Raw genomic sequence first — 22,511 nt, forward strand, 5'->3', positions numbered from 1 at the left:
TTTTTATTTAGCTTTTTTCAGCGTGCGCTAAGTACTTGAGATGCAAGGGTCGAAGCTGCGCATATAGATGATCTAAATGACCATCATTCAGCACGATATCATCGGCGATTTTTTGCTTTTCCTGACGTGACATTTGAACTTGAATAATTTTTTGGATTTGCTCGATATTTTGACCATCGCGCTGTGATGCACGCTGAATTTGCAATTGTTCTGTGGCATCAATCAGCAAGGTGTGATTGGTCAATTCATGTTGATTGGTTTCAAATAATAGTGGTGAAACCAAGATGACATAGGGGCTAGTGACTTCGTTTAATTGTTGGATAATGGACTGGCGTATTGCAGGATGGGTAATGGCTTCAAGTGCTTGACGTGCTGTAGGATCTTTAAAGATATGCTTGCGTAATGCACGCCGATTTAACTCACCATTTGCAAGTAAAACCCAATCACCAAATTGTTGCTGAATTTGATTCAGTGCGGGTTGCCCCGGTTCGACAACTTCCCGTGCAACGATATCAGCATCGACGACTTGAATGCCTTGGAGTTCAAACCAATTGCTTGCAGCTGATTTACCGCTACCAATACCACCTGTTAAACCCAAGACAAATGTCATACAACGACCTTATTGACCCAAATAAATTTTCATAATTTGATCACCCCATAAAAAGGCGATCCATCCGGCGATGGCAATATAGGGACCAAATGCAAAAGGTTGGTTATCTTTACGAACTTTGAGCAAAATAATGCCAATGATTGCACCCACTAGTGAAGAGAGTAATACAATCAGTGGAAGCAGGAAAGGGCCCATCCATGCACCCAAGGCAGCTAAAAGCTTAAAGTCACCATAGCCCATGCCTTCTTTGCCAGTGATAATTTTAAATAAATAGTAAACGATCCATAGGCATAAGAAGCCGATGATATATCCCCAAATGGCTGAGGTTGCAGAGGTATAAATGGCAGTGCTATTCACGCCAAGTCCGAGTGCAGCCAAAGGAAGGGTATAACGGTCAGGTAAAAGTTGGGTGTCAAAGTCAATAAATGTTAAGGCAATCAAGACATAAGTCAGCACCAAACCAAACAGCATCTGGATGGTTGGACCAAAAACTGCAACAACAATCAGCGCACAGACCATGGTGAGTAGCTCGATCAGTGGATAACGGCTACTGATCGGGTTTTGGCAACTTCCACATTTTCCACGTAACACAATCCAACTGATGACAGGAATGTTTTGATACCAACGAATGGGCGTTTTACATTTTGGACAGGTTGAAGCAGGGGTACTCAGGGTAATCTTGGTTTCATCAATAATCGGTTGGTCTGGATGCAAAAATAGTTGGCAATCTGTGCGCCATTCTTGTTCCATCATCTTCGGCGTGCGGTAAATCACCACATTCAAAAAACTACCGATGCAAAGACTAAAAATCCCAACTGCGATATACATCGCAGTTGGGTTGTTGATTAAGTAGCTAAAATAATCAGTAAACAAAATATTTCCTTTTCTTGGTTTTAACCAACCACTGAACCCATTTGGAAGATTGGAAGGTACATTGCAATCACAAGACCACCAACGAGGACACCCAGTACCGCCATAATTAAGGGTTCCATCATCGAGGTTAAGCCATCTACGGCATTATCTACTTCATTCTCATAATGTGTCGCCACTTTATCTAGCATGGCATCTAAAGCACCAGACTCTTCACCAATAGCGACCATTTGGACTGCCATAGGTGGAAATTTATCGGTGACACGCATGGCGAATTGCAATTGCTGGCCGGTCGCCACATCTTCACGAATTTTTAACACAGCTGTTTCATATACCACGTTGTTGGTTGCACCTGCAGTTGATTCAAGCGCATCAATTAAGGGTACACCGGCTGCAAATGTGGTTGCCAAGGTACGGCTGTAGCGGGCAATAATTGCTTTATAAACCAAATCACCAAAAATCGGTGCTTTCAGTGCAGCTTTGTCCAAGAAGTCACGGAAAGCCTTGCTACGTTTTTTCGCTTCCATGAAACCAGCAATCACAGCTCCAATTCCAATGATGAGGAAGAACCAATATTTTTGCATCCATTCCGACATGTTGACCACCATTTTGGTAAAGGCAGGTAAGTCTGCACCAAATGATGAAAACAAGTCTTGGAATACGGGAACCACTTTTACCATCAAAATAATCGTCACAATAACAGCGACAACGATGACCGCTGCTGGGTATTTCATGGCTTTTTTGATTTTTTGCTTAAGCAATTCACTTTTTTCTTTGTAAATGGCAACACGGTCTAGCATGGTTTCCAATGCACCCGACTGTTCACCTGATTCAACCAAGGAGCAAAATAGGTTATCGAAATACTGCGGATATTTGCGCAGCGCACCAGCAAAGGTATTACCGCCTTCAACTTCACCTTTGATCCCCAAGACCACTTCACGCATGGCTGGGTTTTCTAGGCCTTCCGCCACGATTTCAAAACCCTGAACGAGCGGTACACCGGCTTTCATCATGGTTGCAAGTTGGCGCGTGAATACCGTGATATCCAAAGTGGATACTTTCTTTTTCATCAAGCCTTCGAGAATATTTTTGCGTTTTTCTCGAATGGTTTTAATGGTGATGCCTTGCTTACGTAAAGTGACTTTGGCTAAAGCCATATTACGCGAAGGCATTTCCCCTTTGATTTTCGCCCCTTTGCGATCCACGCCTTCATAACTGAAGGTTGGCATCATCTGCGCTTTTTTTACAGCCATGAATTTATCCTTATTTTTAAATACTAATTCACTTACTCACTGGTCACACGATTGACTTCTTGAAGTGAAGTCACCCCCTGCATGACCTTAATTAAGCCTGAACGGCGTAAATTGTTAAAACCTGCTTGATTTGAAGCTTCGGCAATTTGTAAGGCATTGCCATCTTCCATAATAATTCTTGAAATTTCAGGTGTCACTTTCATGACTTCATATATACCGACACGACCTTTATAGCCTTCGCGGCATTCGGAACAACCGACAGGTTGGTATATTTGAAATTCTGGTGTATTTAAATCGTCTTCAGTAAAACCAAGTTCCAGTAGACTTTGTTTTGGTACCTCTACTGTTTCTTTACATTGTGAACATAGGCGACGCGCAAGTCGCTGCGCAATGACAAGGTTCACGGATGTCGCAATGTTAAATGAGGGCACGCCCATATTGCGTAAGCGTGTCAATGTTTCAGGTGCACTATTGGTATGTAGTGTAGACATCACCATATGACCCGTTTGAGCTGCTTTAATGGCAATTTCAGCCGTTTCTAAATCTCGAATCTCACCGACCATCACAATATCAGGGTCTTGACGTAAGAATGACTTCAATGCTGCAGAGAAGGTGAGGCCGACTTTATTATTTACGTTGACCTGATTGATCCCTTCTAAGTTAATTTCCACAGGATCTTCGGCCGTTGAAATGTTGGTATCTTCACGGTTGAGAATGTTTAGACCTGTATATAAAGATACGGTTTTACCGGAACCCGTTGGACCGGTAATGAGCAACATGCCTTGCGGTTTTTCTAAAGCCTGCATGAACAGTTCTTTTTGATCCGGTTCATAACCCAACGCATCAATCCCTAACATCGCACTAGAAGGGTCAAGGATACGTAGAACAAGTTTTTCACCAAACAAGGTCGGTAAGGAGTTCACACGGAAGTCGATGGCTTTGTTCTTTGACAGCTTTAACTTAATACGACCGTCTTGAGGTATACGTTTTTCAGAGATGTCCATTTGTGACATGACTTTTAAACGCGAAGCAAGTCGAGTAGCGAGCTGCAAGGGCGGATTGGTAATTGTTCTTAATACGCCATCGACACGGTAGCGGACGCGGTAAGACTTTTCATAGGGTTCGAAATGTAAGTCGGATGCACCCATGCGAATGGCGTCGACTAGTAGTTTATTGATGTACTTAACAATCGGTGCTTCATCACCCGTTGCTTCATCTTCATCTTCTTGAGATGGATCGGGTGTTTCACTATCTAAATCAAGATCAAAGTCATCATCAAAGTCAAAAGTACTTTCTTCAGCGAAGTTCTGTTCAATTAACTTTTCAAGTTTGTCATGTTCAACAATAATGGTTTCGGTATTCAGCTTACTACCAAATCGGATAGCATCTACAGCTTCAATATTGGTGGGATTACTGATCGCAACGAATAACAAATTGCCATGTTTAAAAATGGGCAAAATACGATGCTTGGTAATTAACTTATCTTCAAACTCATCACGAATGATTAAAGACGTGTCATAAGTTGAAATATCAAAAACCGGTTCACCGAACTCTATCGAGATGGTTTCTGCAATCAGGCGTGCTGAAAGTTGATATTCCTGAATCAAATGCGGCACGATATCTTGATGAGCCTTTTTTGAATTTTGCAGCGCTGTTTGCATTTTTTCGGCAGACAGATGCCCTTCGTCAACTAAGCGACGAATAAACCCCGTAAATCTTGAAGAACCTTGAACTGCTGTCATGCTTTTACTTGCCTATGCTTCAGTCTGTTTATAATTGGTATAGCAAAATTATACTTTTGTTGCACAAAAATACCATATCTTAAAGTGTTGTCACTAGCTAAGAATTGGTAAAAAGCATGAACCAGTCCTTAAATCTGCTTAATTTTTTTACAGAAAAGTGAAGATCTTGGAATGACTAGAGTCATTCGAACACGCAAATGTGTTGAAATTTATCTTCAAAATTATGAATTACGTGTAGAATGTGCCCGATTTCATCTTTGTCATGTGGGATAAATATGTCGGGTTCGACGATTACGCCTTGGGTAGTGGGTAACTGGAAAATGAACCCATTGCAAGCCGATGCTGGCGCACTTCTTAAGAATTTTAAGCAATTATTAGATGAACAAAATATTGCTGAAGCGGCATGCCATATTGGGGTTGCACCAACAGCTATTGCTCTGACCACGGTGCAAAATGAATTAGCACAGGCTAGCCGTCATATTATGACTGTTGCACAAGATGTTTCTCGCGTCGCAGGTACAGGTGCATATACGGGTGAGCTCAGTGCTGAGCTATTAAAAGATTATGGTGTTGAATTTGTACTGATTGGTCATTCAGAACGCCGTGAAATTTTTGCTGATCAACCGCATATCATTAATGAAAAAGTAAAAAATGCATTAAACGCGGGTTTAACTGTGATTTATTGCGTGGGTGAAAGCTTAGAACAACGTGAAAGCGGCCAAGCAGAACAAGTTGTGTTACAACAAATATGTGATATTGCTGCTGTCGTACAAGCAGAGCAGTGGAAACAAATTGTGGTGGCTTATGAGCCAATTTGGGCCATTGGCACAGGGAAAACAGCGTCACCTGAAGATGCACAAGCGATGCATGCTAAAATTCGTGAAGGTTTAAGCCAAATCACCCCAATGGGACTTCATACTGCAATTCTTTATGGTGGTAGTGTAAAACCTGAAAATGCAGTAGAGTTGGCAGCCTGTCCAGATATCAATGGTGCGCTCGTCGGTGGTGCATCATTAAATGCAGAGTCGTTTTATAAAATTGCTCAAGCATTTGCAAATACAAAATAATTAGGAGTTCAGCATGCATACGTTTGTGCTGGTGGTACATATTATCTTAGCGATTTTAATGATCGTGCTGATTTTAGTTCAGCATGGTAAAGGCGCAGATGCGGGTGCATCTTTTGGTGGCGGCGGTGCTGCAACTGTATTTGGTGCATCTGGTTCGGGTAACTTTATGACCCGTTTGACTGCAATTTTAACGGCTTTGTTCTTTGTTACGAGCTTGACACTTGCTGTGTTTGCAAAGAAACAAACGACAGATGCTTATAGTCTGAATGCGATTTCTTCAGTACCGACTGCGCCAGCAAAATCGGCTGAAACTTCGCCAACTGCACCAAAAAGCGCTGAATAATTTATTTAGCGCTTTCTTTTTTGACGTGTTGCGACTAGAATGCGTCACAGCTGCGGTGGTGGTGGAATTGGTAGACACGCTACCTTGAGGTGGTAGTGCTTTCGGGCGTGGGGGTTCAAGTCCCCCCTTCCGCACCAACTTATAATCCAGAACATAAGTTGGTGTATGCAGCAAAACTCTGTTGATGCGGGATGGAGCAGTCTGGTAGCTCGTCGGGCTCATAACCCGAAGGTCGTTGGTTCAAATCCAGCTCCCGCTACCAATCAATTCTATTTTTAAGATGCAAACTTTTAAATGGACAGCTTTTAAAGCTGAGAGAACTATTTGCATATTGATGCGGGGTGGAGCAGTCTGGTAGCTCGTCGGGCTCATAACCCGAAGGTCGTTGGTTCAAATCCAGCCCCCGCTACCAATCTTATATAGCGCACAATCTATATAAGCAGTTTGTCTGAAAGTCATTGTGATGTTGATGCGGGATGGAGCAGTCTGGTAGCTCGTCGGGCTCATAACCCGAAGGTCGTTGGTTCAAATCCAGCTCCCGCTACCAATCCTCTGAGATGCAACTCAGTAGGGCAATTCTTCAGGTTGTTTTAGATTGAAAATGGCCAAGAAATTGTATATAATTTTTGCATGTTGATGCGGGATGGAGCAGTCTGGTAGCTCGTCGGGCTCATAACCCGAAGGTCGTTGGTTCAAATCCAGCTCCCGCTACCAAGTTTCTAAAAGAGGCTCACAACTAGGTGGGCCTTTTTGCACAGTGGACTATGGTTTTCTGTGTAATAATGGGGCGATTTACGCCCTTTTTTATTGGCTATCGTGTAGTGTCGACAGTATTTTGGTCAAACCGTCATGTTTCACTACTACTATAGTTTTGCATTGGTCTGTAGTGGTCATTTCGACCATCGAATCGCACAAATTTGACGAGAGTAAATGAAGCTATCAAATAAAACTCAAGCACTTCAGGACTTAATTGCCCCAGCGGTGCAAGCATGTGATGTAGAACTTTGGGGGATTGATTTCCAACCTCAAGGTAAGCGTTCACTGTTACGTATTTATATCGACCGTGAAGTTGATGAAAATGCAGAACCTGTCATCAATGAAGATGGCGAAGTTGAGCAAGGCCGTGGTATCGGCGTGCAGGACTGTGTTCGTGTCACTCAGCAAGTGGGTGCGATGTTGGATGTACATGATCCAATTTCAGGCGAATATGCATTGGAAGTGTCATCTCCAGGTTGGGATCGTCAGTTCTTTAAATTGGAACAAATGACGGCATACATTGGTCAGCAAGTCGCTTTGCGTTTGATCAGTGCTGTGGATAATCGTCGTAAATTCCAAGCCAAACTTGTAAGCGTAGACCTTGAAAGTGAAATGATTCAGGTTGAAGTTGAAAAGCAACAAGTATTGGATATTGACAGCCACAATATTGATAAAGCAAATCTGGTTTTCCAAGATTAATTTAATAAATAAGAATCTGAACGAATAGGTGACTTATGGCTCGTGAAATTCTTACCGTAGTAGAAACGGTTAGTAACGAAAAAGGTGTAAGTCGTGATGCAATTTTTGAAGCGCTTGAACAAGCTTTAGTTGCAGCGACTAAGAAGAAATTCTACGAGGGAACTCACTCGGAAGAAGCTCGTCTACGTGTAGAAATCGACCGTCGTACTGGTGATTACCGTACTTTCCGTCAATGGGAAGTGGTTGCCGACGAAGATCACGAAATGCCAGCATGCCAAGATGCGATCTCTGATGTAGATCCTGCAAAATGGGCAATTGGGGATATCCGTGAACTTGAAGTTGAATCGATTGATTTCGGTCGTATTGCGGCACAAATTGCGAAACAAGTGATTGTTCAAAAAATTCGTGAAGCAGAGCGAGCGCTAATTGCAGATGCTTACGAATCTAAAGTTGGTGAACTCATCTACGGTGAAGTGAAAAAACAAACCAAAGATGGCTTTATCATTGATTTAGGTGACAATGCAGAAGCATATCTTGCGCGTGAAGAAATGATCGCTAAAGAAATTCTACGTCCTAAACAACGTGTAAACGCGATTTTGTTTAACGTAAACCGTGAAGGCCGTGGTGCTCAGTTATTACTTTCTCGTTCTAAACCAGAAATGCTTATTGCATTGATGAAGAAAGAAATTCCTGAAATTGCTGAAGAAATCATTGAGATTAAGGCTGCTGCACGCCAACCTGGCGTTCGTGCTAAAATCGCTGTGAAAACAAACGATCACCGTATTGATCCTGTAGGTGCATGTATTGGTATGCGTGGTACACGTATCCAAGCAGTTCAATCAGAGTTAAATGGTGAGCGTATTGATGTAGTCGTTTGGTCTGATGACGCTGCACAATACATTGCAAGTGCTCTAGAGCCTGCTGATGTATCAGGTATCGTGATTGATGAAGAAGAACGTACTGCAGATATTATTTTTGCAACGAGTGATCAGTTAGCACGTGCAATTGGCTCTCAAGGTCAAAACGTACGCTTAGCATCTGAATTGACTGGTTACAAGCTCAATATGATGCTTGAAGAAGAATATCACGCACGCCAACAAAACGAAGCGCAACAATATTTAGATATGTTTGTTACACGTCTAGATATTGATGAAGACTTAGCGATGGCGTTAGTTGAAATGGGTTTCACATCATTAGAAGAAATCGCGTATGTTCCTGCGGAAACATTCGATGAGATCGAACTTGATGCTGAAACTGTTGAAATGCTACAAGGTCGTGCAAAAGAAATTGCATTGGCTGATGCATTGAAGCAACAAGAAAACATCCAAGAGCCAAGCGAAGAGCTTGCTGCAATGGAAGGCGTGACTAAAGAAATCGCATATGCGCTTGCCGCTCGCGGTGTGGTAACTGTAGATGATCTTGCAGATCAAGCCACTGACGATATCTCTGATATCGAAGGTTTAGGTGCTGAAAAAGCAGGTCAACTTATTATGAAAGCGCGCGAATCATGGTTTAACTAGGAGGTAATATATGACGGACAAGTCGATTAAGGAGTTAGCTCTCAGCGTGGGTCGTCCAGTTGAGAAGCTGCTGGAACAGGTTCGTGATGCGGGTTTACCACAAACTAAACCTGACGATATTATCTCCACTGAACAACAAAATGCCCTCGTTAACCATTTGAAAAAAGTTCATGGTCAGGATGCGGGCAATGCAGGACAAATCACGTTGAAACGTAAAACTACCAGTACTGCTAAAGTGGCGAGTACATCGGGCAAGGCAAAAACGATTAATGTAGAAGTTCGTAAGAAACATACATTTGTTAAACCGGATCCTGAGCAAATTAAAGCTGAAGCATTAGCGAAAGCACAAGCTGACCAACAAGCACGTAAACAGGAACCTAAGGTTGAAGCGAAAGCTGAAGAACCGAAGCAACAACCAGTATCTAAAGCGAAACAAGCTTTAGAAGCAATGCGTGCTGCTGCGAAGCAAGAACATGCGAAGCAAGAAACACCGAAAGCTGCGGTTGTTGTAAAACGTAAGTCAAACAACAAGCCAATTACAAAACCTGTTGAAACTCTAGAACAGAAAAAAGCACGTGAAGCTCAAGCAGCACAATTGAAAGCTGTAGAAGAAGCGGCGCGTCGTAAAGCCGCTGAAGAAGCGCAACAACGTACGCTTGAGCAAATGCGTCAAATGGCGTCTAAGTATTCTAACGAAGACACTACTGCGACCATTCGTGTTGTAGATGATTCTCCGCTTGCTGCCGGCCTTGTAGGTCAGGCATATGAAGATTCATTTGCGAAAGAAGACCGTGAAATTAAACGTGGTACCAATACCAACAATTCACGTTCACCTAAAAAAGGTGGTCGTCGTGGCGAAGAGCAATCTTTCCGTGATAACTCACATAAACGTGGTTTAAAAACAAGTCAAGCGAACAAGCATGGCTTTGAAAAACCAGTTAAAAAACAAGTTTATGATGTTGAAATTGGTGAAACAATTGTTGTTGCTGACTTGGCTGCGAAAATGGCGGTTAAAGTTCGCGAAGTTATCAAATCACTCATGAAAATGGGCGAATTGGTTACTCAAAACCAAGCGATTGATCAAGAAATTGCAGCACTTGTTGTTGAAGAAATGGGTCACAATCCAGTACTTGTTTCGGATACACAAGCAGAAGACAACTTACTTGAAGCAGCTGAAGAAGCGCGTGGTGTCCAAACCACTCGTCCGCCAGTTGTGACAATTATGGGTCACGTTGACCATGGTAAAACATCACTTCTTGACCGTATTCGTCGCTCTAAAGTGGCTGCAGGTGAAGCAGGTGGTATCACACAGCATATTGGTGCTTACCATGTGAAAACTGAAAAAGGTATTATTACTTTCTTAGATACACCGGGACACGCAGCATTTACTGCAATGCGTTCACGTGGTGCGAAATCTACAGATATCGTAGTGTTGGTTGTTGCAGCAGATGATGGTGTTATGCCACAAACTGCGGAAGCGATTGACCATGCACGTGCAGCAGGTACGCCAATTATTGTTGCTATCAACAAAATGGATAAAGAGTCTGCTGATCCAGATCGCGTATTGAATGAGTTGACGACGAAAGAAATCGTACCTGAGCAATGGGGCGGTGACGTTCCAGTGGCAATGGTTTCTGCGCACAGCGGTGCAGGTATCGACGAACTTCTTGACTTGATCTCAATTCAAGCCGAACTTCTTGAGCTTAAAGCATCTGAAGAGGGTGCGGCACAAGGTGTTGTAATTGAAGCACGTGTAGACAAAGGGCGTGGTGCGGTAACATCGATTCTTGTTCAAAACGGTACATTGAAAGTGGGTGATCTTGTTCTTGCAGGTTCGTCATACGGTCGTGTACGTGCAATGACAGATGAAAATGGTCAACGTATTAAATCTGCTGGTCCTTCGATTCCTGTGGAAATCTTGGGTCTTCCTGAAGCGCCAATGGCGGGTGACGAAGTTCTTGTTGTAAATGACGAGAAGAAAGCACGTGAAGTTGCTGATGCACGTATGGATCGTGAACGTCAAAAACGTCTTGAGCGTCAATCTGCGATGCGTCTTGAAAATATCATGGCGTCTATGGGCAAGAAAGATGTGCCTATTGTCAACGTGGTATTGAAAACAGACGTACGTGGTACTTTGGAAGCATTACACGTTGCACTTGCTGAACTTGCAACTGATGAAGTGAAAGTACGTATTATTGGTTCAGGTGTTGGTGCGATCACTGAGTCTGACGTAACACTTGCTGAATCATCAGAAGCGGTTCTTCTCGGCTTTAACGTACGTGCTGATAATACTGCACGTCAAAAAGCTGATGCTGATGGTATCGACATTCGTTACTACTCGATCATCTATCAATTAATTGATGATGTGAAAGATGCGATGAGCGGTAAATTGGCGCCTGAACACCGTGAAACAATTCTGGGTGTTGCTGAAGTACGTGAAGTGTTCCACTCAAGTAAATTCGGTGCTGCTGCAGGTTGTATGGTACTTGAAGGTACATTACACCGTAATAAACCGATTCGCGTATTACGTGATGACGTGGTGGTATTCCAAGGCGAGCTTGAATCTCTTCGTCGCTACAAAGATGTGGTTGAAGAAGTTCGTGCCGGTATGGAATGTGGTCTTGCGGTGAAAGGCTATAAAGACATCAAAGCACAAGATAAGATCGAAGTGTACGATGTTCAATTAATTAAACGGAGTCTTTAATGGCGGGTAGTCAACGTCTGAAGCGTATGGCGGATACAGTACAACGTGAGTTGTCAGAACTGATCCGTCAGGAGCTGAAAGATCCACGCTTAGGTGGTCTTGTGACCATCTCTGCCGTGAAGGTGAGCCCAGACTTAGGATATGCCGAAGTTTATGTGACTGTAATGGGGCGTGAGCTAGGCGATGAGCAAAGTGAAGCCGCAAATAAAGAGACTTTAGATGTCTTGAATAAAGCATCTGGTTTCTTGCGTCATGAACTAAGCCGTCGTATCAAAACACGTATTACGCCACGTTTGCGTTTCCATTACGACAAAACAAATGCTTATGGCAACTATATGTTTGGTCTAATTGCGGAAGCGGTCAAGGACTTACCTCCTACTGACGAAGCAAAAAAAGATGATGAATAATTCAGTTCGCTGAATGAAAAAAGCCACCTTCGGGTGGCTTTTTTATGTTTGAATAGCAGTAACTTAAAAACTCAATCACTTTAAAATTATAATGTGCTAATGAAAGACAGGTCGAACATGATATTCAATCCGCCTATCTGTAAAAACAATGAAATGAAAAAAAATCATGCTATTGAGCAGCATATTACTCATCACTATGCCAAGTTGGGCATGTTTAAATACCTATGTAGAAGATTTTTATACATCTGATTCATAAAAAGAAAATCAACTTGAAGAAGATCATGATGAGAAATTGAATAACTTTGTATCAAGGCATCCTAGCCCAATAGACTATCAAGCAGAAATTGATTTTGCCGTACATCAGATCCACGCAGGTCGTCACGATTTAGCCATTAAGGTTTTAAGTGAAATTGAAAAAGAGCATCCAGGTTTACCGAAGATGGCAGTGAATTTAGGCACAGCTTATGAGTTGATCGGCAATATTAAACTAGCCAAAAATTGGATTGCAGAAGGTATGAAGCATGATCCATCGATACATCTTAGCAGTGAATGGATTCATCTGAATATTTTAACAGCCAAAGAAAAAGTGTGACAGCAAAATATTTTCATGAATATCTATTGTTGAATGTATATTATGGAACAGGTTATGTACCCGATGCACACTGGAAGAATCAGCGAAAACTCACAACAGCAGAATATGATGCTATACGAGAGCAGGCTAGTTTACAGATTAATGAGCAGAAAAATTTTGTTTCAAGACAGGATGCCGTGATGGTACAGCTGTTTTATGAATTGGCGAATCTTGAGATGAGTCAATATCAGCCTAAATGGTCTGATCATTTTCAAAGTAGTTATGAAACAAATATGCTGATTGATTTAGCTGAAAAATATGGTTTGAAAACGACGCCATATAATCAAAAGCGTTTGCAATATATGGCTCAAAGTAGCGTATTTGAAAAAATGTGGATGCGAATCAAAGATTTTTTTAGCTCGAAGACATAAACAAAACTGGATCTGGAATTAATCCAGATCTTCCGGTTTTGAATGGACTTTAGAGTGAAAGGCACGGCGGCGAGTTCGTTGCCAAGGAAGAGGGCGATTGAGAGCTTCTGGTGCATCACCACTCATCGAGCGAAGTCGTAAATGTAATGCCGCTTGCGCCATAAGGTTTGCAGAAACCGGTGCTGTAATAAAGGCAAAGAGCGTGATCAAGATCTCTGCAAAACCAAAACGGCCTTGAAATGCCGCATAAATAATTGCAGCTATTAGAAAACTTCCTAAGCCTAAGGTGCTCGATTTGGTCGGTGCGTGCAGACGCATAAATAAGTCGGGTAGGCGAACCATGCCAATACCGCCGACCAACATGAAAAAAGCGCCAATAACCAAAAAAATCGAGACCAAAATTTCCATGACTAATTGCATATTAATGTACTCCTAGTCGATGACGTGGCCAGTGGTGAAATATCGTGCTAAAGCGGCTGTAGACACAAACCCCAGCATGGCAACCAATAAAGCCCCTTCAAACATCGATGTACTTGCCCAATAAATACCTAAAATGACAATTAAACAGGTAGCATTTAAAAATAAGGTATCTAAAGCAAGTAGCCGGTCTACGATTGAGGGTCCCATCACCAAGCGAATGAGACACAGTAACATCGAGATCGTCACAGCAACTAAACAGATGCCAAGCGCATACGGTAAAATTGTCATGCGGATTCTCCTGTATCAGCGCCAAAAATGAGGATGAGAGGGCGTTCATAGCGCTCTTTAATGGTTTGAATTTCCGCTTCAGGGTCATCCGTGCTCAGTGCATGGACCAAAATATCACCACGGTCTTGGTCAATCCCAGCAGACACCGTACCGGGTGTGGTGGTGATGATCATCGCAAGTAAAGAATTGACTTCCTCATGCTGTGTATCGAGAGGAACACGGAACCATTTCGGATGAAGTTTATGTGTTGGCCCAAGGACTAATTTTGCAACATGGATATTACTGACAATAATATCCCACAGCACCACAAAGAATAATTTACATGCCGCCAGCCAGTTGATATTCGGCGTTCGGTCAATAAAAGGGCGAACCAATCGCGGAATAACAATGGCTAAAACCAAGGCCATACAGAGTGTGGCCGCATCTAGACTGTGCGCCAACATAACCCAGCTCAGACCAACCATGACTGATACCAATGGATGCGGAAACCAGCGATTTAATACAGATGTTTTCGCCATGTTAAGGTGCCTCCATCGGTTTTAGTTGGGTATCTTCAGGTAGTTTTTCTTCTTGTTGCTGTCCCTGAATTTGGCGTTGCTTGTACTCAGAAATATGCTCGCCATGTAGAGTTTCAGGTGCGATCAATGCAGGAATGAGGTGTGCATTTGGATCGGCTGATTCACCACCATATTTGGTTTCAGGTAAATTTTCAGGATCATAAGGTTGAACACTGATGATTTGGCCTTCTTCATCCTTTTTCAGTAGCAACGATTCATATAATGGATTGTCTTGAATTTGCTGTGCAGTTTTGTAGGTATAGTCATAGATCGGCGCAGCAAAAACCATATATCCCACAAGCGCTGTTAACAGCAGATAAATGGTTTTGTCATTACGAAGCGGTGCCTTATTCGGCAAAGCCTGATAACGCTGATATTCTTCAGTATCAATATCATCTTCTGGGCGAGATGAACGCCAGAAAAGCACAAAACCAACTCGGGTGAATGCGATAATACTGAGTAAACTCACCAACAATACGATCAAAATAATCATGATTTGGTAAGGTGAGTTTGCCGTTGCTTGTAAGAGAAATACTTTACCTAAAAAGCCGCTAAAGGGCGGTAGACCAGCCATCATCAACGCAATGATGAAATAGCAGACAGCAACGGTATTATGCTGTTTCATATGGGGCGCAATTTTAAAATGATCTTTAAATTCGCCACGTTGTGAGGTAATCCAACCCGAGAGAATATAAAAAGCTGCACCAATGATGGTACTGTGAATCAGGTAGTAAAGCCCCGCAGCCCATGCATCCGTATTAAAGAGTGAAATCGCAACCAATATTGTCCCCATAGAAGACAAAATCATAAAACCGACAAAACGACGTAAACGATCGGTTCCGATAGCACCATAAGCACCATAGAGCGAGGTTACTAAGCCAATCGGTAACAGCCACTGTTGTAAGATTTCACGGCTAATCCCATCGTCAAACACAGTACCATTGACACGGAGAATGGCATAGATGCCGACCTTAGTCATGATGGTGAATAAGGCTGCGACAGGCGTGGTTGCCACAGCATAGGTCTTTGGTAACCAGAACCCTACAGGCAGCATTGCAGCTTTGATGCCAAAGACGGTAAACAGTAACAATGCACCAGCCACTGCGATACGATGTTGATCCGCTTCAAGCAAAGGCATAAGTCGTGCAACATCAGCCATATTTAAGCTACCTACACTGCCGTAAATCATCCCGAGTCCAATCAGGAAAAGGGCAGAGGCAAATAGGTTAATGGTGACGTAATGAATACCAAGCTGAAAACGTGCTTTGCCTTGACCATGTAAGAGCAAAACATATGATGCCATCAACAGGATTTCAAAGAACACAAACAGGTTAAATAAATCGCCTGTCAGGAACGCACCACACAAACCCATCAGTAAGAAATGGCACATGGCATGGAAATAACGACCACGTTCGTCCCATTCTTTGCTAGCAAACCACATCACTGGCACAGCAAGTCCATAGGTTAGCACCAACATGAAAGCAGAGAGTCGATCTAAGACTAAAACGATGCCGAATGGTGCGGTCCATTCACTCAAGTTATAAACCAAAACTTGACCAGAGCTGGCAATCATCAAATAACTGATGGATGTGATCAGTCCGAGGATACCAGAGACATAACTGATTCCGCGACGCCAAGGTTGTCGCCAGTCATGCGCCAACGAGCCAGAACCGGGGTTGCCCAGCAGGACTAAAATAAATGCAGTAATTGCAGGAATTAAAATACTGAAAATCGGGCTATGCGTAGTCCAAAATTGGATGAAGTCATGCATTATGGCTCATCCTCCCGCGGGTCAATTTGCGGTATTTCTTCTTTGGAGTCCACATGATCTGTTCCAGTTTCATAGCGGCTACGCAGAGCCAATTGTACGATAAAGGCAGTGGTCGCAAAGCCAATCACAATGGCTGTCAGGACCAAGGCTTGTGGTAAAGGATCGGTCGCTTTGGTGGTTTCAGTTAACACGGCAGGTGCGTTGACATGAATACGCCCCATGACAAATAAAAATAAGTTCACGGCATAGCCAATCATGGCTAAACCCAGTACGACAGGAAAGGTACGTGCCCGCAAAATCAGGTAGACCCCTGTTGCAGTCAGTAAGCCAATGGCTGAAGCGAGTAAAAATTCTAAACTAATCATCTTATTCGCCTCTTGGAACTGGACCAGACATACTCGAGTGACGCGAGTCGCCTAAGACGGAAATCATTAACATCGTCGCGCCCACAACGGTGATGTAGACACCTGTGTCGAAGAGGGCAGCGGAGGCAAGGTGCATTTCACCTAAAATGGGTGGCGATACATAGATATGAGCACTGGTCAGGAATGGACGCCCCCATAGCCAAGCCGCGATCCCTGTCAGCCCCGCAATGGTTAAACCAATACCAATCCAAACTTCATATAAGCGACCTGATTTTGCACCAATCAATTGTTCGGCACGGTCTTGACCGAGCGCGATATATTGAATCACTAAGGCTAAAGAGGTAATTAAGCCTGCAATAAAGCCACCGCCTGGTAAATTATGACCCCGTAGGAAAATATATAAGCTGATGACGAGTGCTAAAGGCAAAATCCATGATGATGTAATACGGAACATCAGTGGTGACGGATTAAAACGATAGGTCAGACCTTGCGTAATGGTGGTACCATGAGCACGCATACCATCCATCATGCACAGCGTACCAATTGCGGCAATTCCCAGTACGGTAATTTCACCAAAGGTATCGAAGCCACGGAAGTCGACCAAGATCACGTTGACCACATTGGTACCACCACCAAGTGGGATGGATTGCTGCATAAAGAACCATGAGATGGAATTATGATCGCGGGTCATGATCAGCCATGAAATCCATGCGATCCCTAGACCTACAATAATCGCAATTATTGCATCTCGCCAACGACGAGACACACTCGACTCATAAGGTGTGAGCTGTGGTAATAATGATAAGCTCATGAGTAAGAGCACGGTGGTCACCACGTCAACAGTAATCTGCGTGAGCGCCAAATCTGGAGCGGAGAAACAGATAAACACCATAGTCACAACCAGACCGACTGCACCACTGATGAGGACGGCTTTAATCCGTTCATGGTGGAACCAAAGCATCATCCAACATGCAGAGAATAATAATAGCCACAGAACGATTGCGATGATTGGTGCATGTATCAGTTCACGGCTGCCTGTGCCGATACCTTGCAGCCAAAATGGAACGATGACGATGGCCACACTAAAGATCAAAATCCATAATAAATAGCTTTGTAATTTGCCATTTTCAGTAAAGCGACGGAACTTTCTTGAGCTGAGTAATAGATGCTTTAAAAATAAGTCGAACAGCACTTTACCTTGTAATCGACCCAAAAGTGGATCTAAGTCGATCCGGCGTAATTTGCCGCCCTTCGCCAATGCGAAATAGAAAACTAAACCACCCAAGAGTGCAATCACGCTCATCAAAAGGGGGGCATTTAAGCCATGCCAAATCGCTAAATGTGTACCTTCAAACGCAGTATTTTGAATACTCGCACGCGCGGTACTATTGACAATATGCTCAACCAATAATGCAGGGAAGAGTCCAACTAAAATACATAAAGCAGCCAGTAAGGTTGCCGGTGCGCGCATGCCAAACGGTGGTTCATGTGCTTCTTTATTAGGAACATCTTTCCCTAATGGACCATCAAAAAACACCCCATGAACCAAACGCACCGAATACGCGACAGCAAAGATACCGGCAAAGGTGGCAATGATCGCTGACACGATCATCACTGGCCCAGTCAGGTTGGCTAAAAGTTCAGTAAAGAACATCTCTTTAGAAAGGAAACCATTGGTTAATGGGACACCTGCCATAGAGGCTGCAGTGATCATGGTCAGCGTTGCGGTAAACGGAAGTAATTGCCATAAACCAGAGAGTTTTCGTAAATCACGTGTACCTGATTCGTGGTCAATAATCCCCGCGATCATAAATAGGGCTGCTTTGAAGGTTGCATGGTTAATGATATGGAAAATGGCAGCTGCAACTGCGAGGGGAGAGCCGATCCCAAGTAAACAAACGATCAGACCTAAATGGCTGATGGTGGAATAGGCCAAAAGTCCTTTTAAATCTTCTTTGAAAATGGCAAAGAAGGCCGCCATACATAAGGTAAATAAGCCAATAAAGGTGACCAAGTTGTGATACAACGCAGCGCCTGCAAAGATCGGCAATAAGCGCGCAAGCAGGAAAATTCCGGCTTTCACCATCGTGGCAGAGTGTAGATAAGCCGAGACGGGGGTCGGTGCCGCCATGGCATTTGGCAACCAAAAATGGAAAGGGAACTGCGCACTTTTGGTAAATGCCCCCATTAAAATTAATAGCAGTGTGGGCACAAAAAGCGGATGCTGCTGAATTTGGCTACTCATCGTCAAGATTTGGTCAATTTGATAGGTGCCCGTGATTTGCGCCAACAGAACAAAACCACCCAACATACATAGACCACCCATGCCTGTAATGGTCAAAGCCATTCGAGAGCCACGCTGAGCTGCGTCGTAATTGCTCCAATAACCGACCAAAAGGAATGATGAAATACTGGTGAGTTCCCAGAAAATGAGTAATAAAATTAAATTATTAGACAATGAAATGCCGAGCATGGCAGCCATGAACAGCATCAATAAAACATACAGTTTACTGAGCGAGTTCTTTGGACTTAAATAATAGTAGGCATAGATATAAATTAAGGTGCCGATCCCGGTAATGAGCAGGGAAAACAATAAGCCCAGTGCATCGAGACGGAAACTGAAATCTATGCCAACTTGAGTGAGCCACGGCCAAGTTTGAATGATGGTTTTGCCATTAAAGACATCTTGAGCCTGACTCAATAATAAAACTAAACTGCTGAGGCTGACGCCAATCGCCCCTAAAGCTGTTACCCCGCGAGAGAATTGCTTCAACCACGAGACAAGTGTTGTGCCTAGTATTAACGGTAACAATATAATAATCGGTAGCACACTCGTATCCATTGTCATGATTAGGCGGTGAAACCTAGGTGTATTTCATCTTTCAAGGATTACAGGACAGCAAAGAGCAGTCCAAAAATTCAATCTTGAAAGCCATGTGTGTCAAAAAAATTAAAAACAAGCTGTGTTGCGCAACTCGTAAAGCGATAGCAATTTCCGATGTTACTATGAAAATTGCAAATAAAACCGATCATATTACATGCGTAAAACAACATCAATCTTTTTTATGAACCACTTACACATTATACGCCTGACGAAACTGTCTAGACATCTATTGCGGCCTTGTTGCTGAATATTTAAACATCGAGGCTATGGATTACGCTCACTTAATCAGCCTCAGTTTTTTTAACTTAGCGGTTGGATCGTAACGTCCTGATCACCCCGCTGTGATAAAGCCCTAACCAATTCTTGTTGCTGTTGCTCGGTCAGTTGCGTCTGGATTAATTGCAACATGTGCTGGATCGTATCTGGGCTGTTCAGTGGCTCATTTAATTCAGTCTCTTCAGTTTTGGCTGGAAGCGATACCTTTGATCCGAGTTGCAACTGCTGATAAATCTGATCATAAGTTTCTTGTAGTTTTTCAGGCTGAATCTCACTGAGCTTTTTATTCTGTAGTTGTAAGCACTGAAAACGAGAAGCCTGTTCCAGCAGTTCAGGACGGTTGCCGCTGGCAATGATTTGGAGTCGTGGAAACGCTTGATTTAAACGGGTCAAAATCACTTGAGTCATGTTTTGATCGAGTTGGTGGTCTATGGCGTCGATCAATAAAATACCGTCACCTTCTTGGCACGGATATAAGCTATGAGGATTGAGTAGGCAGAGGCGACGCACAATATCACCAATTAAGGCCACAAGGTTGCGCACACTATTCGACAACTGTTGAAACAACATGTCTTTGCCTTGATAGCAGACCATTAACTGTAATTTGGGGTGATATTGCAGATAAATATTGGTCACATCGGGCAACACGGTCTCTAAAGCTTGTTTTAATGATCTGAGTGACGGCGCGTGTAGATCGGCCTGAGCTTGCGCCAGTTTTTGTCCAAAAAGTGGCGTGTCAGATGTGTTGGATGCGTCAGTTGGGTTTTTTGGATGTAATAAATTTTGAATTAATTCGGCACTTTGTGCATTTTCGATGTCGGATATTTCACGAAACCACTCAAAAAAACGAATAAACGTGGTAAAGGGAATGGCCGAGATTTCATAGGCATGTGAAGGCTGAAAAATAGCAGGATTGTTTTTATTGAGAATATTTACGTCGTTGACGAAGCGTTCAGCAGGGTAATAGGCAATGAGTGGCAACCCTTGTAACGGATCAGCTTTGAGGGCTTTTTGATATAGTGCAACCATGGATTCTAATTGCTGTGTTTCGGCCTTACTGAGGCCGACACCTTGACTGTTTAAAGTTTTATACAATTGCCATGAACAACATTGCGGGTCTTGGTCTTGTTGATCACTTGAGAGCTGAAATGCGCCAATGTCTTCGGGAAAACTGACCTGAATATCAAGTTTCGACTGTAAGCGATTTAACATGATGTCTTGATCGAGCATCACCACGCCTGCAGTACGCAAATCTTTATAGCGTGCAGCAAACCAAGTGAGGGCCTGATAACTAAAGCGCAGTAGGGAGGTTTTTCCGGAGCTTTGATCACCCAAAATTAAGGTAATCGGTAGATCGTGATAATTAAAATTGAGGGTGATATCAGTAAAATGAAGGGTGTGCTTGAGTTGAATCGATTGTATTTTCATGGTGCACCTTTTACTGATTTATTGTTTATTCACCTTTGTCATCATACTAGCTGACCGCCTGTGCCAAAGATTTGGGCATTTGACGCTTTAAATGCTGCATCAAGTCATAAATATGATGGATATTTAAACTTACTTTAGCACGTGTGCAAGCCACGTAAAGTAACCGTAACTCTTCGTCACTAATTTTATAATCTTTATCGTTGAGTTTAAATTGGTAGTCATCTTCTATATGTACCCGATCCCATTCTAAACCTTTGGCTTTATGGGCTGTCGAGATGATGTAGTCGGCTTGATCAATCGGGGTGATTTTCGCCAGCGCCTTTTTCAGCGGGTCAGTGCCGTGATCATCGACCAACTTCACCAGCGGTTTAATATCGCTGCCGTCATTGGTTTCACAATATTCATGTACATCATGCCATGAGTTAAACCATGCAAGCTCTGGGACATCGACCACGCGTTTGCCTTGTTTGAGCATGGCTGCAGCATCGACAAAACGATTGAGTCGCGCATGATCTGCTTGCAGGCTAACTTTTTCACCTTTGACCAAACCCGCCAATAACAGTTCCATCGCGCGTGCATTGGTACGACATAAAATGGCATCCCGCATCTTGGTATGAGGCTTATTAACCACTTTAGAGTTGAGTTGTGGATTACCCAATAACGGTACGGTTTCATTCAATGCGCCCAGCAGAGCATTGGCGTTCAAGGCAATTTCTTCACCAAAACGGAACGACGTGGTTAAACGTGATTCAGGTAATGGGAGTTGCTGCATGGCATTGACTGCGCCACGCCATGCATAAATTTGTTGATGCGCATCGCCAACATAGATGACTTGGGTATTCCGCTGTTTCAGTAAAATCCCCAGCATTAGTGGGTCAGCATCTTGAGCTTCATCGAACAGCACATAATCCGCAGGAATATTTGGTTCAGACAAAGCCCAAAGTTTTAAATAAATATCGTGCCCAATCCCTGCTGCATGGTTCGGATCAATCGACTCTAACCAACGACGTTCAATCGCAGGATATAAATGCTTTTGTAAGCTTTCGATATCGTCAGGATGCAACCAACTCGGCGCTTGTAGATGTCGTGGGGCAGGGTACTGTGAACTGGTCGAACAGAAATAACTGACAGCGTTTGCTACCAGACTCGCCAAGCGCGAAGGCATGAGTACATATTTTTCATAACGACCGCCCATCATACGGCGTAGGGTGATCGGTTCTAGTCGATATTCTTTGGCAATAAAACTCGGACTTAAACGTGGTAGACGCAGTTTGTCAGTCACTCCACGTGGAACACTACGATAGGCCAATGAGTGAAAGGTTCGACAGTCGACATTTTGATGAAAACGATTCTGTGCTTCGGTGGCAATGGCTTTGTTAAATGCCAAGTACATGCCACGCCGCTGAGGCATGGCATCACTGATCATTTGGAGTGTAGTGGTTTTACCTGTGCCAGCATAGGCAATCACTTTAAATGATTTGCCAAGACGTGCGTTATCTATGGCAGTGGCCTGCTCATAGGTCGCGGTCGGTTTTTTAAGATCTGGCAC

20 protein-coding genes and 5 tRNA genes are annotated in these 22,511 nt (G+C 43.3%); 13 read left to right on the forward strand and 12 right to left on the reverse strand.

Going from position 1 to position 22,511, the window contains the following annotated elements; all coding sequences use genetic code 11:
- Positions 1–7: 7 nt before the first annotated feature.
- From coaE to pilB, 4 genes are all read right to left on the reverse strand, one after another.
- Complete coding sequence (coaE, locus tag MST17_RS01370) at positions 8–610, reverse strand: dephospho-CoA kinase (protein ID WP_180026539.1); 603 nt, start codon at positions 608–610, stop codon at positions 8–10.
- Positions 611–619: 9 nt separating this feature from the next.
- Positions 620–1,438 carry an A24 family peptidase gene (locus MST17_RS01375; RefSeq protein ID WP_180026549.1) on the reverse strand — a complete coding sequence of 273 codons (819 nt, stop codon included), beginning with the start codon at positions 1,436–1,438 and terminating at the stop codon, positions 620–622.
- A gap of 65 nt (positions 1,439–1,503) precedes the next feature.
- Positions 1,504–2,733 (reverse strand): type II secretion system F family protein, encoded by a 1,230-nt coding sequence (locus MST17_RS01380; protein WP_180026540.1) that lies wholly within the window; start codon positions 2,731–2,733, stop codon positions 1,504–1,506.
- Positions 2,734–2,765: 32 nt separating this feature from the next.
- Positions 2,766–4,475, reverse strand: coding sequence for a type IV-A pilus assembly ATPase PilB (pilB, locus tag MST17_RS01385; protein WP_180026541.1), 1,710 nt, complete (start codon positions 4,473–4,475; stop codon positions 2,766–2,768).
- Positions 4,476–4,750: 275 nt separating this feature from the next.
- Here pilB and tpiA point away from each other — a divergent pair, with 275 nt between their 5' ends.
- The 13 genes from tpiA (at position 4,751) to MST17_RS01450 (ending at position 12,973) form a co-directional block, all read left to right on the forward strand.
- Positions 4,751–5,542: a triose-phosphate isomerase gene (tpiA, locus tag MST17_RS01390; protein WP_180004673.1), complete on the forward strand. Its 792-nt coding sequence runs from the start codon at positions 4,751–4,753 to the stop codon at positions 5,540–5,542.
- 13 nt (positions 5,543–5,555) lie between these two features.
- Positions 5,556–5,885 (forward strand): preprotein translocase subunit SecG, encoded by a 330-nt coding sequence (secG, locus tag MST17_RS01395; RefSeq protein WP_078192560.1) that lies wholly within the window; start codon positions 5,556–5,558, stop codon positions 5,883–5,885.
- A 52-nt stretch (positions 5,886–5,937) separates the two neighbouring features.
- A tRNA-Leu gene (locus tag MST17_RS01400) sits at positions 5,938–6,022 on the forward strand.
- A 48-nt stretch (positions 6,023–6,070) separates the two neighbouring features.
- Positions 6,071–6,147 (forward strand) — tRNA-Met (locus tag MST17_RS01405).
- A 73-nt stretch (positions 6,148–6,220) separates the two neighbouring features.
- A tRNA-Met gene (locus MST17_RS01410) sits at positions 6,221–6,297 on the forward strand.
- 58 nt (positions 6,298–6,355) lie between these two features.
- A tRNA-Met gene (locus tag MST17_RS01415) sits at positions 6,356–6,432 on the forward strand.
- A gap of 90 nt (positions 6,433–6,522) precedes the next feature.
- Positions 6,523–6,599 (forward strand) — tRNA-Met (locus tag MST17_RS01420).
- Between the two features lie 216 nt (positions 6,600–6,815).
- The gene (gene rimP, locus MST17_RS01425; protein WP_078189416.1) at positions 6,816–7,340 is read left to right on the forward strand and encodes a ribosome maturation factor RimP; all 525 of its coding nucleotides are present in this window, start codon (positions 6,816–6,818) and stop codon (positions 7,338–7,340) included.
- 35 nt (positions 7,341–7,375) lie between these two features.
- A complete protein-coding gene (gene nusA, locus MST17_RS01430) occupies positions 7,376–8,860 on the forward strand; it encodes a transcription termination factor NusA (RefSeq protein ID WP_078192558.1) in 1,485 nt (494 codons plus the stop codon).
- 10 nt (positions 8,861–8,870) lie between these two features.
- Positions 8,871–11,564 carry a translation initiation factor IF-2 gene (gene infB / locus MST17_RS01435; RefSeq protein ID WP_111884116.1) on the forward strand — a complete coding sequence of 898 codons (2,694 nt, stop codon included), beginning with the start codon at positions 8,871–8,873 and terminating at the stop codon, positions 11,562–11,564.
- Positions 11,564–11,971, forward strand: coding sequence for a ribosome-binding factor A (locus MST17_RS01440; RefSeq protein WP_078189413.1), 408 nt, complete (start codon positions 11,564–11,566; stop codon positions 11,969–11,971). The genes infB and MST17_RS01440 overlap by 1 nt, the downstream gene beginning before the upstream one ends.
- A gap of 292 nt (positions 11,972–12,263) precedes the next feature.
- The gene (locus MST17_RS01445; protein WP_180026542.1) at positions 12,264–12,563 is read left to right on the forward strand and encodes a tetratricopeptide repeat protein; all 300 of its coding nucleotides are present in this window, start codon (positions 12,264–12,266) and stop codon (positions 12,561–12,563) included.
- Complete coding sequence (locus MST17_RS01450; RefSeq protein WP_180026543.1) at positions 12,560–12,973, forward strand: hypothetical protein; 414 nt, start codon at positions 12,560–12,562, stop codon at positions 12,971–12,973. Before MST17_RS01445 ends, MST17_RS01450 begins: the two co-directional genes overlap by 4 nt.
- An 18-nt stretch (positions 12,974–12,991) precedes the next feature.
- Here the strand turns inward: MST17_RS01450 and MST17_RS01455 are convergent, their stop codons facing one another.
- The 8 genes from MST17_RS01455 to MST17_RS01490 form a co-directional block, all read right to left on the reverse strand.
- A complete protein-coding gene (locus MST17_RS01455) occupies positions 12,992–13,393 on the reverse strand; it encodes a Na+/H+ antiporter subunit G (protein ID WP_168378199.1) in 402 nt (133 codons plus the stop codon).
- Positions 13,394–13,405: 12 nt separating this feature from the next.
- Positions 13,406–13,681: a monovalent cation/H+ antiporter subunit F gene (locus MST17_RS01460; protein WP_078189410.1), complete on the reverse strand. Its 276-nt coding sequence runs from the start codon at positions 13,679–13,681 to the stop codon at positions 13,406–13,408.
- Positions 13,678–14,199, reverse strand: a complete 522-nt coding sequence (locus tag MST17_RS01465; protein WP_168378198.1) for a Na+/H+ antiporter subunit E — start codon at positions 14,197–14,199, stop codon at positions 13,678–13,680. The genes MST17_RS01460 and MST17_RS01465 overlap by 4 nt, the downstream gene beginning before the upstream one ends.
- A 1-nt stretch (position 14,200) precedes the next feature.
- Positions 14,201–16,009 (reverse strand): monovalent cation/H+ antiporter subunit D, encoded by a 1,809-nt coding sequence (locus MST17_RS01470; protein ID WP_180026544.1) that lies wholly within the window; start codon positions 16,007–16,009, stop codon positions 14,201–14,203.
- Complete coding sequence (locus MST17_RS01475; protein WP_078189407.1) at positions 16,009–16,374, reverse strand: Na+/H+ antiporter subunit C; 366 nt, start codon at positions 16,372–16,374, stop codon at positions 16,009–16,011. The genes MST17_RS01470 and MST17_RS01475 overlap by 1 nt, the downstream gene beginning before the upstream one ends.
- Before the next feature lies 1 nt (position 16,375).
- Positions 16,376–19,216 (reverse strand): monovalent cation/H+ antiporter subunit A, encoded by a 2,841-nt coding sequence (locus MST17_RS01480; RefSeq protein ID WP_180026550.1) that lies wholly within the window; start codon positions 19,214–19,216, stop codon positions 16,376–16,378.
- A 342-nt stretch (positions 19,217–19,558) separates the two neighbouring features.
- Positions 19,559–20,962 carry an AAA family ATPase gene (locus tag MST17_RS01485; protein ID WP_180026545.1) on the reverse strand — a complete coding sequence of 468 codons (1,404 nt, stop codon included), beginning with the start codon at positions 20,960–20,962 and terminating at the stop codon, positions 19,559–19,561.
- A gap of 46 nt (positions 20,963–21,008) precedes the next feature.
- Positions 21,009–22,511, reverse strand: coding sequence for a UvrD-helicase domain-containing protein (locus MST17_RS01490; RefSeq protein WP_111884125.1), 1,503 nt, complete (start codon positions 22,509–22,511; stop codon positions 21,009–21,011).

The sequence above is a fragment of the Acinetobacter sp. YH16056_T genome (genome assembly GCF_024605895.1).
Lineage (GTDB): Bacteria > Pseudomonadota > Gammaproteobacteria > Pseudomonadales > Moraxellaceae > Acinetobacter > Acinetobacter amyesii.

Excerpts from the sequence above, each read along its gene's own strand:
- MST17_RS01440 (WP_078189413.1), top strand. The coding sequence starts at position 11,564 with ATGGCGGGTAGTCAACGTCTGAAGCGTATGGCGGATACAGTACAACGT.
- MST17_RS01460 (WP_078189410.1), bottom strand. The coding sequence starts at position 13,681 with ATGACAATTTTACCGTATGCGCTTGGCATCTGTTTAGTTGCTGTGACG.
- MST17_RS01485 (WP_180026545.1), bottom strand. The coding sequence starts at position 20,962 with ATGAAAATACAATCGATTCAACTCAAGCACACCCTTCATTTTACTGAT.
- coaE (WP_180026539.1), bottom strand. The coding sequence starts at position 610 with ATGACATTTGTCTTGGGTTTAACAGGTGGTATTGGTAGCGGTAAATCA.
- tpiA (WP_180004673.1), top strand. The coding sequence starts at position 4,751 with ATGTCGGGTTCGACGATTACGCCTTGGGTAGTGGGTAACTGGAAAATG.
- nusA (WP_078192558.1), top strand. The coding sequence starts at position 7,376 with ATGGCTCGTGAAATTCTTACCGTAGTAGAAACGGTTAGTAACGAAAAA.
- pilB (WP_180026541.1), bottom strand. The coding sequence starts at position 4,475 with ATGACAGCAGTTCAAGGTTCTTCAAGATTTACGGGGTTTATTCGTCGC.
- MST17_RS01455 (WP_168378199.1), bottom strand. The coding sequence starts at position 13,393 with ATGCAATTAGTCATGGAAATTTTGGTCTCGATTTTTTTGGTTATTGGC.
- MST17_RS01465 (WP_168378198.1), bottom strand. The coding sequence starts at position 14,199 with ATGGCGAAAACATCTGTATTAAATCGCTGGTTTCCGCATCCATTGGTA.
- MST17_RS01480 (WP_180026550.1), bottom strand. The coding sequence starts at position 19,216 with ATGGATACGAGTGTGCTACCGATTATTATATTGTTACCGTTAATACTA.
- secG (WP_078192560.1), top strand. The coding sequence starts at position 5,556 with ATGCATACGTTTGTGCTGGTGGTACATATTATCTTAGCGATTTTAATG.
- MST17_RS01375 (WP_180026549.1), bottom strand. The coding sequence starts at position 1,438 with ATGTATATCGCAGTTGGGATTTTTAGTCTTTGCATCGGTAGTTTTTTG.
- infB (WP_111884116.1), top strand. The coding sequence starts at position 8,871 with ATGACGGACAAGTCGATTAAGGAGTTAGCTCTCAGCGTGGGTCGTCCA.
- rimP (WP_078189416.1), top strand. The coding sequence starts at position 6,816 with ATGAAGCTATCAAATAAAACTCAAGCACTTCAGGACTTAATTGCCCCA.
- MST17_RS01470 (WP_180026544.1), bottom strand. The coding sequence starts at position 16,009 with ATGCATGACTTCATCCAATTTTGGACTACGCATAGCCCGATTTTCAGT.
- MST17_RS01380 (WP_180026540.1), bottom strand. The coding sequence starts at position 2,733 with ATGGCTGTAAAAAAAGCGCAGATGATGCCAACCTTCAGTTATGAAGGC.
- MST17_RS01475 (WP_078189407.1), bottom strand. The coding sequence starts at position 16,374 with ATGATTAGTTTAGAATTTTTACTCGCTTCAGCCATTGGCTTACTGACT.